General features: G+C 56.0%; 7 protein-coding genes. All 7 read left to right on the forward strand.

The genetic code is table 11. The annotated features are described in order from the left end of the window. Positions 1–84 precede the first annotated feature (84 nt). The 7 genes from ACFO3I_RS11700 to ACFO3I_RS11730 all read left to right on the forward strand — a co-directional run bounded on the left by ACFO3I_RS11700 (position 85) and on the right by ACFO3I_RS11730 (position 13,447). Positions 85–1,755, forward strand: a complete 1,671-nt coding sequence (locus tag ACFO3I_RS11700; RefSeq protein WP_377334166.1) for a glycoside hydrolase family 43 protein — start codon at positions 85–87, stop codon at positions 1,753–1,755. Beyond that, on the forward strand, positions 1,752–4,628 hold the full coding sequence (locus ACFO3I_RS11705; protein ID WP_377334167.1) for a glycosyl hydrolase 115 family protein: 2,877 nt from the start codon (positions 1,752–1,754) through the stop codon (positions 4,626–4,628). Before ACFO3I_RS11700 ends, ACFO3I_RS11705 begins: the two co-directional genes overlap by 4 nt. Before the next feature lie 26 nt (positions 4,629–4,654). Beyond that, on the forward strand, positions 4,655–5,800 hold the full coding sequence (locus ACFO3I_RS11710) for an endo-1,4-beta-xylanase (protein ID WP_377334168.1): 1,146 nt from the start codon (positions 4,655–4,657) through the stop codon (positions 5,798–5,800). Beyond that, entirely contained in the window at positions 5,797–7,518 is a 1,722-nt protein-coding gene (locus ACFO3I_RS11715; protein WP_377334169.1) for a glycoside hydrolase family 9 protein, read from the forward strand. Before ACFO3I_RS11710 ends, ACFO3I_RS11715 begins: the two co-directional genes overlap by 4 nt. Before the next feature lie 316 nt (positions 7,519–7,834). Beyond that, positions 7,835–11,173 carry a TonB-dependent receptor gene (locus tag ACFO3I_RS11720; protein ID WP_377334170.1) on the forward strand — a complete coding sequence of 1,113 codons (3,339 nt, stop codon included), beginning with the start codon at positions 7,835–7,837 and terminating at the stop codon, positions 11,171–11,173. Between the two features lie 83 nt (positions 11,174–11,256). Further along, positions 11,257–12,759: a tryptophan halogenase family protein gene (locus ACFO3I_RS11725; RefSeq protein ID WP_377334171.1), complete on the forward strand. Its 1,503-nt coding sequence runs from the start codon at positions 11,257–11,259 to the stop codon at positions 12,757–12,759. Positions 12,760–12,769: 10 nt separating this feature from the next. Further along, the gene (locus tag ACFO3I_RS11730; RefSeq protein ID WP_377334172.1) at positions 12,770–13,447 is read left to right on the forward strand and encodes a DUF6445 family protein; all 678 of its coding nucleotides are present in this window, start codon (positions 12,770–12,772) and stop codon (positions 13,445–13,447) included. Position 13,448 lies beyond the last annotated feature (1 nt).

Below are 13,448 nucleotides of genomic sequence, written 5' to 3' on the forward strand. Positions count from 1 at the left end.
GTTTTCATAAGCCTCAACCCATTGTCTTGCCGGGTGTTTTTCCTTTTAATCCGCTGAAAGCAAAAAAACACAACAGGGGATCCAATGCGACATCTATGGCCGTTATGCGCTTTGCTTTGCAGTTTTTGGCAGTCCAGCTGGGCGGCAGAAGCCGCCAGTGCCCGGTTTGGCTGGTTTCAGTATCAGGGTGAGGATGCGGTGTTTGCTGTGCCGCTCAAGGTCGGGCACTACCGCAACCCGGTGCTGGCTGGTTTTTTTCCCGACCCCAGTATTACCCGCAGAGGCGATGATTTTTATCTGGTGAACTCCTCATTCAGCTACCTGCCCGGTTTGCCCATTTTGCACAGCAAAGACCTGGTGAACTGGCAGCTGATTGGCCATGCACTCACCCGGCCATCGCAGTTTGAGTTTGCCGGTGCCGGTTTGTCGCGCGGTATTTACGCGCCAACGCTGCGCTATCACCAGGGCACCTTTTACCTGATTGGCACTGTGGTGGATCAGGGTGGCAACTTTATCCTGACGGCGACGGATCCAGCCGGGCCCTGGTCGGATCCAATCTGGTTACCCGAAGTGGGTGGCATAGACCCGGACTTATTTTTTGATGAGGATGGCAAGGTGTATATCAGCCACAATGACGCGCCACCGGGTGAACCTTTGTACGAAGGGCACCGGGCTATCTGGTTGTGGCAGTTTGACCCTGTGGCCAAAAAAGTAAAACCAGAGTCAAAACGCCTGCTGGTCAATGGTGGTGTGGATATCCGCCAACAACCGATTTGGATTGAAGGGCCGCATTTGTATAAACACAATGGCTGGTACTATCTGCTGTGCGCCGAAGGCGGTACGGCGGACCAGCATTCGGCGGTGATTTTCCGCTCGCGCAGCCTGAGTGAACCTTTTGTGCCGGCAGTGCAAAACCCAATTCTGACCCAACGGGATTTAGCACCGGACCGAGCGAGCCCGATCACCACCGCAGGCCATGCCGATTTTATCCAACTGGACGACGGCAGCTGGTGGGCGGTGTTTCTGGCCGCCCGAGCTTATCAGCAGCGGTATTCCAATGTCGGCCGAGAGACTTATCTGTTGCCGGTGCACTGGCAGGATGGCTGGCCGCAGATTTTAACCCAAGGCCTGGCTATTCCTTATCAACTGGCCAGCCCGGCTAGCCTGAAGCCACAGCCAGTGACTGTGCCGCAAACGGGCAACTTTGTCTGGCGGGATGAGTTTGCCTCAACTGTATTGGATCTGAACTGGAACTGGCTGCGTCAGTTTGACCAGTCCTGGCTGCAGTTAAAGGATGGGGCTTTGCACTTGCGGGCCAAAGCCGACCGGCTGGAGTCTTCGGGGCAACCGGCTTTTATCGGCCGTCGCTTGCAGCATTTAAATTTTACCGCCAGTACGGCGCTTCAGCTGCCTTCGGCTGGTCAATCGGCTGGCTTGGTACTGCTGCAAAACGAGTTGCATCACTACTATATCGGCGCGCGCCGCACCGCCAGCGGCGCGGAAGTTTTTTTAGAGCAGGCCAAAGGAGCCAAAGCGACGCAGCTGCTGGCTGAACAGCTGCCCGCAGGCCCGCAGGAGCTGCAGTTGAAAGTGACAGGCGCGGGCGCAGAGCTGAGCTTCTACTACCAGCTGCCAGGCCAGGGCTGGCAAGCATTCGGGCCTGTGCAGGATGGCACAGTGCTGAGCACTCAGGTGGCTGGCGGTTTTGTTGGCAGCACGCTTGGGCTCTACAGCCGTTTGGAGGACAAACCATGAAAGCGCTGATGTTTGGTTTTTATCTGCTGCTGGCCGGCAGCTTTAGCACCAAGGCGCTGGCGGCCACTTCGTATATTGGTGACGGCCAGGGTCCAGGTGATTTTGCCTTGGTCAGCCCGGCGCAACAGGCACAGATTGTGATAGACACCCAGGATCATCCGGGCCTGCTGCGTGCGGTGCAAAGCCTGCAGCAGGATATTGAAAAGGTCAGTGGGGTCAGGCTGGTGCAAAGCGCCAAACCAGACCAGCCGTTGGCGCTCATCATTGGCAGTCTCGATAAAAGCCGGTTGCTCACCACGCTGGAACAACGCGGCAAACTGGATTTCAGCCAATTGCGTGGCCGCTGGGATGGCTACCAGATAGAGCTGGTGCAACAGCCGCTGCCCGGTGTGGAGCAAGCGCTGGTGCTGGCCGGTAACGATAAACGCGGCGCTATTTATGCGGTGTATGACCTGGCCGAGCAGATTGGTGTGTCGCCCTGGGTCTGGTGGGCGGATGTGCCGGTGACGAAAAAGTCCGCGCTCTGGGTAAAGGCGGGCACCCGAGTGCTGGACGCTCCCAAAGTGAAATACCGCGGCATTTTCCTGAATGACGAAGCGCCGGCGCTGAGCAGCTGGGTGCAGGAAAAATTTGGCGGCTACAACCATAAATTTTACCTGCATGTGTTTGAGTTGCTGCAACGGCTGAAAGCCAACTTCTTGTGGCCAGCCATGTGGAATAATGCCTTTGCCGACGATGACCCGCAAAACCCGCTGCTGGCAGACGAAATGGGCATTGTGATGAGCAACAGCCACCACGAGCCGATGCTGCGGGCTGACAAAGAATGGAACCGCTACGGCAAAGGCCCCTGGGAATACTCCAGCAATAAAGCAGAACTGTATAAGTTCTGGCAGCAGGGCGCACAAAGGCACAAAAATCTGGAGAGCATCTTTACCCTCGGCATGCGCGGTCAGCAGGATGAGCCGATGAAGGAAGGCGAGAACATCGCACTGCTGGAGCAAATAGTGGCCGATCAGCGGCAGATCCTCAGCGACACCTTTGGCGCAGCAAAGCTGACACAGGTGCCGCAAGTCTGGGCTTTGTATAAAGAAGTGCAGGGTTTTTATGAGCGCGGCATGCGGGTGCCGGACGATGTCACCTTGCTGTGGGCTGACGATAACTTTGGCAATATCCGCCGCCTGCCCACAGCTGCAGAGCGCAACCGTGCCGGCGGCGCTGGCGTCTATTACCATTTTGATTACGTTGGTGAGCCACGTTCGTACCGCTGGATTAACACAGTGCCACTGAGCAAAATCTGGCAGCAAATGGAGCTGGCCTGGCGTTATGGCGCTGATCGTATCTGGATAGTCAATGTCGGCGATTTAAAGCCAATGGAACTGCCGACCGACTTCTTCCTGCGCATGGCCTGGGACCCGGAACGCTTTAGCGCTGATAACCTGCAGCAATGGACCACAGACTGGGCGGCTCAGCAATTTGGCCCGGCCCATGCCAGCACCATCGCCGCTTTATTACAGGGCTATACCAAACACAATGGCCGGCGCAAACCGGAAGCGATTGAACCCGGCACTTACAGCCTGTTGCATTATAACGAAGCCGAACGGGTCAGCCGTGAGCTGGCTGACTTAGTGCAGCGCTCTGACAAGGTGCAGCAACAACTGGGCAGCGCGTATCAGGATGCCTTTGTGCAATTGGTTGCACATCCGCTCAAAGCCAGTCAGGCGGTGTTTGAAATTAACCGCGCTGTGGCGATGAATCAGTTGCATGGCCAACAAGGCCGGGCCAGCACCAATGATTGGGCAGCGCAGGCGCAGTTCTGGTTTGCCCGTGATGCCGAGCTGACCGCTGCCTATCACGCACTTGGCAACGGCCGCTGGAACCATCTGATGTCGCAGCCGCACCTGGGGTATAACTACTGGAACGACCCGGCGCAAAACCAGCTCCCTGCGTTATTGCAGCGTACAACTCCACCTGGCGCGGATATGGGCGTGATGGCCGAAGGGGCGGCCTTTTATTGGCCCGAAAGCGAATACCGTCAGCAGCCGCTGGCGCTCGACACCTTCTATCCGGATGGTCAGGCAGAGCGACGCATTGAAGTCTTTAACCGCGGCCAGACGCCGTTTGACTTTAGTGCCAACGCCTCTGCCGACTGGATAGAACTCAGCCACAGCGCTGGTACCGTGAAGCAGCAGCAGGTGATCCAGGTACGGGTCAACTGGGCGAAAGCCGCGGACGGATTAAATCAGGGCGAAGTGCAGATTAAAGGCATTGGCTGGGGCGGCGCCCGGGTAACGGTGCTGGCGAACAAAGCGGCCTCTGGCGGCAGCGGTTATCTCGATACCGATGGCTATATAGCGCTGGATGGCAGCAGTGGCAGTGCCGAACGCCCGCAAGCGGATGCGCGCTGGCAGCTGTTGCCTGGCCATGGCCGGGGCGGTGGCGCTATGGTGGCGACCACTAAAGCCGACTATCAGCCACAAAGCGTCAGTCAGGCGCCTTATCTGCAGTACCCTGTCTATTTTCAGCGTGCCGGTGAGTTTGAATTGCAGTTGATGCTGGCACCCAGCCTGGATTTTGTGCCTGGCAGCACGCTGCGCCTGGCGCTGGCCCTGGATGACCAGGAGCCGGTTCTGCTCAGTACCCTGACGGATCGCAGCAATGCCGCCTGGCAACAGGGGGTGCTGGACGGGATCCGACTGGTGAAAAGCCGCCTGAAGGTACCGTCAGCAGGCAGTCATCAATTGAAGATTTATCTGGTTGACCCCGGAGTGGTGATTGAGCGTATTCTGATCAACACAGGCGCGCTTAAACCCAGTTATCTCGGGCCACCGGTCAGCCCATACCGGGCCCAAAGCAGTACAACAACTAAAAACTAACAATACCCCCACAGGGAGACGCGACGATGAAATTGCTTATTAGTCTGCTAAGTGCCTTAGTGCTCAGCCAGTCGGTACTGGCCGAACCACAGGCCAAGCCAGCACAACCTGGCTTAAAACAAGCCTATGCCAGTCATTTTTTAATTGGCACTGCGCTTAGTCAGGGCCAGATTGAAGGCCAAGACCAGGCAGCTCTGGCGGCTCGTGAGGTAGTGCAGCAACACTTTAATGCGCTGACCGCTGAAAATGTGATGAAGTGGGAAGAGTTGCAGCCTGCAGAAGGCCAATTTAACTTCGGTCCGGCCGATGCGCTGCTCAGGCTGGCTAAACAGAATAATGCCAGTTTGATTGGCCATACCCTGATGTGGCATCAGCAGACACCGGCCTGGGTTTTTACCGGCCCTGACGGCAAACCGGCGTCCAAAGCCCTGGTGTTGCAGCGGCTGACCAGCCATATCAATCAGGTCATGGGGCGCTACAAAGGTCAGGTGAAAGGCTGGGATGTACTGAATGAGGCGCTGAATGAAGATGGCACTTTGCGCGACAGCCCATGGCGGCAAATTTTAGGGGACGATTACATTGCCACTGTCTATCAGCTGGCGCATGCCGCCGATCCGGCAGCTGAGCTGTACTACAACGACTACAACCTGTATAACCCAGAAAAGCGGCAGGGCGCTATCCGTATCGTGCAGCAGCTGCAAAAAGCTGGTATTCCGATCAGCGGTATTGGCATGCAGGGTCATTATGGGCTGGATTATCCCGACTTACAGCAAGTGGAAGACTCCATTGTGGCTTTTGCCGCCACAGGTGTTCAGGTGATGATTACCGAGCTGGATATTACGGTGTTGCCACGGGTGGATGACAAGGCGATAGGCGCAGATATTTCGCTAAACCAACAACTGCAGCAGCAATTTAATCCCTATAGCCAGGGCTTACCTGCGGAGGTGGCTGCGTTGCAACAAGAGCGTTTTAGCGGGCTGTTCCGCATCTTTTTACGTCACAGCGACAAAATCAGCCGGGTGACCCTCTGGGGCGTGAACGATCAACAAAGCTGGCGTAATGGCTGGCCAATGCAAGGCCGTACCGACTACGCCTTGTTATTTGACCGGCAGAATCAACCGAAAGCCGTCGTTAACGCCTTGCTGCAGCTGGCGGCGGAGGCCACCCGATGAAGCCCTGGCGTTATGCACGTGGCCTGCTGGCGCTGGCATCGGCAGCCTGGCTTTGTGGCTGTGCGACAACAAGCCCAAGTTGCCCGGCAGTGCGGATGAATCAGTTGGGGTTTGCGCCGGAGCAGCCCAAGTTACTGGTGTTGGAAGCGTCGTCCGCTGTGCGTTATCAGGCGTTGGACAGCCAGGGCAAACTGCTGTTGTCCGGCCGCACTGCAACGCCAGAATTCTGGGCTGAGGCAGGCCGTAAAGCCGCAGTGCTCGATCTGTCGGCGCTGCAAACGGCAGGAGATTACTCTTTACTGCTGGAGGGCTGCCAAGCCGCGCAGCTGGTGCAAGTCCGCCCGGCACCATGGGCGGCAGCGCATGATGCCGTCGCCAAAGCCTATTACTTTAACCGCGCCTCCACCGCATTAACCGCAGAGCTGGCAGGGCCCTGGGCCCGGGCCGCAGGGCATCCGGACGACCAGGTACGCATTCATGCGTCGGCCGCTTCGGCCAGTCGGCCAGCAGGGACTGTGCTGTCGTCGCCACAAGGTTGGTACGACGCCGGTGATTACAACAAGTATGTGGTGAATTCAGGTGTCACCCTGTTAACGATGCTGCAGGCCTGGACTGACTTCGCCGGGTTTTATCAGCAGCGGCGCTGGGCTATTCCTGAATCCGGCAATACGTTACCGGACCTGCTGGACGAAACCCTGTGGAATCTGCGCTGGCTGCGCACCATGCAGGATCCGGCCGACGGTGGGGTGTACCACAAGCTGACCAACCTGAAATTTGACGGCACTGTGATGCCTGCACAGGCAAACTCGCCACGTTATCTGGTGCAAAAAACCACCGCGGCCGCGCTGAACTACGCTGCGGTGATGGCCAAAGCCAGCCAGGTGCTGCAGCAGTTTGACCGCCAGTTGCCGGGGCTGGCCGCCGATTATGCCCAAAGCGCAGTTCAGGCCTGGCACTGGGCCAAGGCCAACCCGGCTGTGGTTTATCAGCAGCCGAGTGATGTCAGTACCGGTGCCTATGGTGACGACAAGCTGACCGATGAGTTTGCGACCGCCGCCGCCCAGCTGTTTTTGTTGACCGGGGACCCGGCGTATTGGCTGGAATTCAGCGCCTTCAATGTGCCGATGCAGGTCGCGTCCTGGAACAACCCGGTGGCGCTGGTCTATTGGCAATTGTTGCGCTCGGAGACGCTGACCGAATCACAGAAGCAGCCGCTAAAAACCGCTTTTTTGGCGGAGGCTGAACTGTTTTTGCATCAGCAACAGCAGTCGCCTTATCGGGTGGCCCTGATCAAATCAGACTTTATCTGGGGCAGTAATTCGGTGGCAGCTGGCAAAGCGGTGTTGTTGTATCAGAGTTATCTGCTCAGCGGTCAAGCACAGTACCGACAGGCAGCGCTGAACTTGCTGGATTATCTGTTTGGTCGTAACCCAACCGGTTATTCCTTTGTGACAGGTGTTGGCAGCCAAACGCCTCAGCACATCCACCACAGACCCTCGGAAGCGGACGGTGTGAAGGCGCCAGTACCCGGCTGGCTGGCTGGTGGTCCCAACCCGGGCCAGCAGGATAAATGCAATTACACCAGCAGGCAGCCTGCTTTGTCTTACCTGGATGACTATTGCAGTTATGCCAGTAACGAAATTGCCATTAACTGGAACGCGCCCCTGCTGTACCTGCTGGCGGCCTTTGCTGCCGAGAAACACTCGTCAGAGCACTGAGTGTTGCCGCACCCGGAGTAACCTGCTTGCCGGAAGGTAAGCAGGTTTTTCTTTATTAAACAGAAAGATAATGCCACTGTGCCGGACAGGTGAATTTTTTTTCGTGTGAATTCTGTTTTCGCTATTCCGTTTTTTTTCAGAGGGCTGGACCTAAAGAACACTTCACTCCAGTATCTATACCGACAGCTTCTGCCTTTCAGGGATCTGAGGTCCTGGCAAAGGCTCAGCTGCAAAAAAACAGACCCGGTTGCCATAACAACAGCAGGCTACAGGCCGCAACTTAACCGGGGTACAAACACACAACGGGGAGATTACTATGGTTGCACAAGCTGCGAACCGTACCAGTGTTCGTTTGCCTGCGTTCAGGCCGTCCTTGCTGCTAATGGCCATGCTGGGTTGTTCTGCTCAGGCCTATGCCCAACAGCAAGCTGAAGCTGAAAAAGCGGCAGCGAAAACCGACGATAAAACCGAAGTTATTGAAGTCCGGGGCACCAGAGCCAACCTGCAAAGCGCGCAAAATATTAAGCGTTTAGCCGACACTGTGGTCGATGGCATCTCAGCTGAAGACATCGGCGTATTGCCGGATCGCAGCGTGCTGGAAGCTATTCAGCGGGTGCCTGGCGTATCTGTAGAACGTTTTGCCGGCCCGGATGACCCGGACCACTTTAGCGTCGAGGGCAGTGGCGCCATTATCCGTGGTATGACGCAGACCCGCAGTGAATTCAACGGTCGCGATTCTTTCACCGCCAACTCAGGCCGCGGCTTGTCGTTTCAGGATGTGTCGCCTGAACTGATGGGCGGCGTCGATATTTATAAAAACCAGACCGCCGATATGATTGAAGGCGGTATTGGTGGCACCGTCAGTTTACGCACCCGTAAGCCGTTTGACTCGGCAGGCCGGGTGGTCGCCATCAGCGGTGACTGGTCCTATGGCGATATCGCTGAAAAAGGCAGCCCGACGATTTCTGGTTTATTCAGCGACCGCTACACGCTGGACAGCGGCGCTGAATTTGGCATGTTATTTAACCTGGCGCATTCGCAGTTGTACGGTGAATCGCATGGGATCCAGTCCGACGCTTATGTGCCGTATTACGCCAATACCCTGGCCGGTGCGGAAGATTTCGTTGGTGATGATGGCAAAGGCGTGGTCTGGATGCCGAATGCCGCCAACGCGCTGAAAAAATTTGACGACCGCGAACGCAATGGCGCTTCTGCCGCCTTCCAGTTCCAGAATGCGGACGATACTTTCCTCGGCACCTTCCAGTACATTCGGTCCGATGCGCGCTTGTCCTGGCATGAACAGGCCATCAAATACCAGGGCGGTTATTACAATATTGACGGTCGTCGTTCCCGTCCGCTGGAAGGCACCGAGTTTGAGTTTGACGACAACGGTCTGTTCGAGTCCGGCATTATCACCCAAGGTGTGGATGGCTGGCGCGCCGCGGATGGCAACGTCGACCGGGTCGCCCGTGGCTGGGGCACCAATGCCCGTAACCAGTTTGGTTATGTCACCCAGTTTGACAGCCGGGTGAAAGACACCAACACCGAAGTGGAAGATTTTTCGTTAAACCTGGAATGGAAAGCCACAGACCAACTGAAGCTGGTTGGCGATATTCAGGTGGTGAAAGCCAATACTCAGGATGATGACGTGGTGGTGATGACCGGCGCTTTCGCTGGCCAGCAGTATGATGTGACCGGCAGTACGCCAAGCATGACCTTACTGGAGCCCTGGTTTGGTTATCGTGATGCTAACCCGGCCAATTTTGCCACCGGTTACCCAGGTTTTAGCGGTGATCCGGCGGGGGACAGCAATTACTTCCAGGATCCAAGCTCTTATTTCCTGCGCAGCGCTATGGACCACTATGAGCGCTCCGAAGGCGACTCTGTTGCAGTGCGGCTGGACGGTACCTATGAGTTTGAAGGTCAGGGGGTGCTGACCTCATTGCAAGCCGGTGTGCGATACGCCAAACGTGAACAGACAGTGCGGGCCACCAGTTGGAACTGGGGGGCTTTAGCGCCTGAATACAGCGGTGCAGCGCCGGCCGGTTGGTTGGATACGCTGTCTGAGTTAGAGGGTGATTATGAGCTGGTGGACTGGTCCGATTTTCATAATGGTGGTGTAGTTAATATCCAGGGCGGCAAAACCATTGCGATGACGGAAGCCTATGTCCGTTCCATTATGGGCGCCAACCCGGCCCGGCAGGCCTATAAATCAGCTGGTGGCACCTGGACGCCCTATCCACAGCGGGATGGCGTGGATGATGAGTTCGGTATTTTCCAGCCGGGTGAAATTAATGACACCACAGAAACCAACAAAGCGGTGTACCTGAAGCTGAATTTCGAAGGCCAGGGGGATTTGCGTTACAGCGGTAATATTGGTCTGCGTTATGTCGAGCTGACCCGCGAAGCCAATGGTTATGTCAATTTCCCGGATCTGCTGCCCGATTTCCTGCCGCCGGCTGAACTGCAAAACCGCCAGCTGACGCCGGAATTAGTGCTGAACTATGTTAACCAGCAAGTGGCAGCTGGTACCTATGCCACGGTGGAAGATGCGCTGCGCGCCTCTGAAAACCGCTGGATCAGCGATGCAGTGAACTACCTGCCAGACCATGACCGGGCTTTTGGTAACGACACCGACAGCCGGCTGGAAGCAGAAACTAAATTCACTATGACCTTGCCGAGCTTTAACATCAAAGTGGAGCTGACCGACGAGCTGATTGGTCGTTTTGCTGCGTCCAAAGCTGTGGCTCTGCCGGATATGGGCGACGTGATCAACAAAGTGTCTTTAGGCACTGAGCCTATTATGACAGTGCGGCCTATTATGGAAATTGATGAGGACAACCCGCCACTTCCGCAGGACAACCTGATCCAACGGGCTTATGTACCGATCTGGACCGGCAGTGGTGGCAACCCTTATCTGAAGCCGATGGAGTCGGTGCAGTATGACTTTGCACTGGAATGGTATTTTGCCGACGTCGGTCAATTAAGTGCCACCTTGTTCCACAAAGACTTGAAAAACTACTTTGTGCAGGGCGCGTTCCCGCAGAGCTTTACCAACCCGGTGACCGGCGCCAGTCAGACGGCGTTAGTCACGACGACCACCAACGCCGGTGACGGCAAAATGGACGGTCTGGAACTGGCCTATCAGCAGTTTTTCGACATGCTGCCAGAGCCGTGGAATGGGTTAGGCATGCAGGCGAGCTTTACCTACATTGACGCCAGCGGTGTGCCAAACAACCAGATTGATGCCGATGACGAAACCTGGGTGGGGGATGATTTCACCGACACCGGTATTCGGGTCAACCTGGACAACATTCCGTTGCAGGGCCAGTCCGACCGTACTTTTAACATTGTGGGTATGTACGAGAAAAATGGCTGGAGTGCCCGGGTGGCGTACAACTGGCGCTCGAAGTACCTGCTGACCACCCGCGACGTGATCAGTAAAGCGCCGCTGTGGTATGACGATCATGGCCAGGTCGACGCCTCAGTGTTCTACAACATCAGCGACAATTTCAGTGTCGGTTTGCAGGCGACCAACCTGACCAACTCGCAGTCGGAAACCCTGATGATGCTGAACGATGAAGGGATGGAGGCAGGACGTTCCTGGTTCGTGTCTGACCGCCGCCTGGCGCTGGTGATGCGGGCGAATTTCTGACATTGTGGTGTGGCCACTAAGCCAAATGCGCTTTTGTGAAAACAGAAGCGCATTTTTCTATTGAAGACGCTGTTGGAACATAGATGAATAAACTAAAAAAAATCATCGTATTAGGCGGAGGTTCAGCCGGCTGGATGACGGCGGCGGCCCTTGGCAAGGTGCTTAAAAACCAGTTTTGTCACATTCAACTGATTGAGTCCGACCAGATAGGCACTGTTGGGGTCGGCGAAGCCACCATTCCGCAAATTATGTTGTATAACCAGCTGATTGGTCTGGATGAAGACGAGTTTATGCGCCGCACCCAGGCCACCTTTAAACTGGGTATTCAATTTAAAGACTGGTTAAAACCGGGCCACAGTTATTACCACGCCTTTGGTGAAGTTGGCAAAAATATGGAAGGCATCCAGTTTTATCACTACTGGCTGCGCCAGCATCTGCAAGGTAAAGCAGCTCCGCTGGATGAGTACACCTTAACCTCGCTGGCCTGCGATGAGCGACGTTTTATGCGTTCGATTGACGCCGGCAATTCGCCGTTATCCAACATTGCTTACGCCTTTCATTTTGACGCCGGTTTGTTTGCGCTGTATTTGCGTGAATTGGCGCAAGGCTGGGGAGTGGAGCGCACCGAAGGCAAGGTGCAGTCGGTGCAGCAATGGGACAATGGCTTTATCCGCTCGTTGCAGCTGGACGATGGCAGCGTGCATGAAGCCGACTTTTTTATTGATTGCTCTGGCTTTCAGGGGCTGTTGATAGAAAAAACACTGCAGGCCGGGTATGAGGATTGGAGTCACTGGCTGCCGTGCGACAGCGCGGTGGCGGTGCCTTGCGCCAAAGTTGGCGACCCCTGGCCTTTTACCCGGGCGGCGGCGCAAAAAGCCGGTTGGATCTGGCGTATTCCGCTGCAGCACCGTACCGGCAATGGTCATGTGTTTAGCAGCAAATTTATGTCGGACGATGAAGCCACCTCATTGCTGATGCAGCAGCTGGACGGCGAAGCCCTGGCCGAACCGCGTCTACTGAAATTCACCACCGGCAAACGAAAAAAGTTCTGGTCGAAAAACTGCCTGGCCATTGGCCTCGCCAGCGGCTTTATGGAGCCGCTGGAGTCCACCAGTCTGCATCTGGTGCAGGCGGCTATTTCCAAGCTGTTTAGTTTCTTTCCGGACCGGCGTTTTGAGCCGGCCGATATCGACGAATTTAACCGCCAGATGGATTTTGATTACCAGCGCATCCGCGATTTTCTGATTTTGCATTACCACGCCACTGAGCGCGACGATTCGGCTTTCTGGCGCCATTGCCGCACTATGGACGTCCCTGCGGAGCTGACGCAGAAAATAGAGCAGTTCCGTGCCTCTGGCCGCATCTTCCGTTTTAACCAGGAAATGTTCAGCGACTTAAGCTGGTTCGAAGTGATGTTGGGGCAGGGCATTACTCCAACGGCTTATCACCCGCTGGCGGATATGTTCAGCGACGACGAGCTGGCCAAACGGATGGACAGTATCCGCGCAGTGGTGCGCAAGTCGGTGGATTACATGCCCTCGCATCAGGACTTTATTAATCAGCACTGCAAAGCAGCGATGAAATAAGGAGTGGGCCGTGAAATGTCAGGCGATGCGTTTTGGTCAGGAGCAACAACCGCTGCTGCTGGTGGACGACTTTGTGCCCGAACCGGACTCGCTGATTGACTATGCACTGACTCAGCAGGACGTGCAACAGGCTGGCGGCTTGTACCCAGGCCTGCGTTCTGCAGCGCCTCCGGGTTTTGCGCAGTGGATGCAGCAACGACTGGCCGCAGTGCTGCAACCGGTATTTGGCTTGCCGGCGACCGGGCTGAGTCAGCTGAACTGCTTTTATTCGCTGGTGACTACAGCCGCTGACCAACTGAGCCTGCCCCAGCGGTTGCCGCACTTTGACCGGCCGCAGCAGCAGGAATTGGCCGCTGTATTGTATTTATGTGGTGCCGAGCATGGCGGCACCAGTTTTTACCGGCACCGCAGCAGTGGTTTTGAGTATGTCGACCAGCCCCGCCTTGGGCAGTATCAGCAGCAATTAAGCGCTGAATTGCAGCAAAGCCCTGAGCCCAAAGGCTATATCAATGGTGATACCGCGCTGTACCAGCGCGTACTGCAAATTCCGGCGCGAAAAAACCGTCTGCTGCTGTACCGCTGTTCGTCCTTGCATTCAGGCGATATCCCGGCGGATTATGCCTATGACGAAAACCCCTGGACGGGCCGCTTTACCATTACCGCCTTCTGGCACAACCAAAGGACATAAC

Origin of the sequence: Rheinheimera marina (genome assembly GCF_042654345.1) — a bacterium.
Classification (GTDB): Bacteria; Pseudomonadota; Gammaproteobacteria; order Enterobacterales; family Alteromonadaceae; genus Pararheinheimera; species Pararheinheimera marina.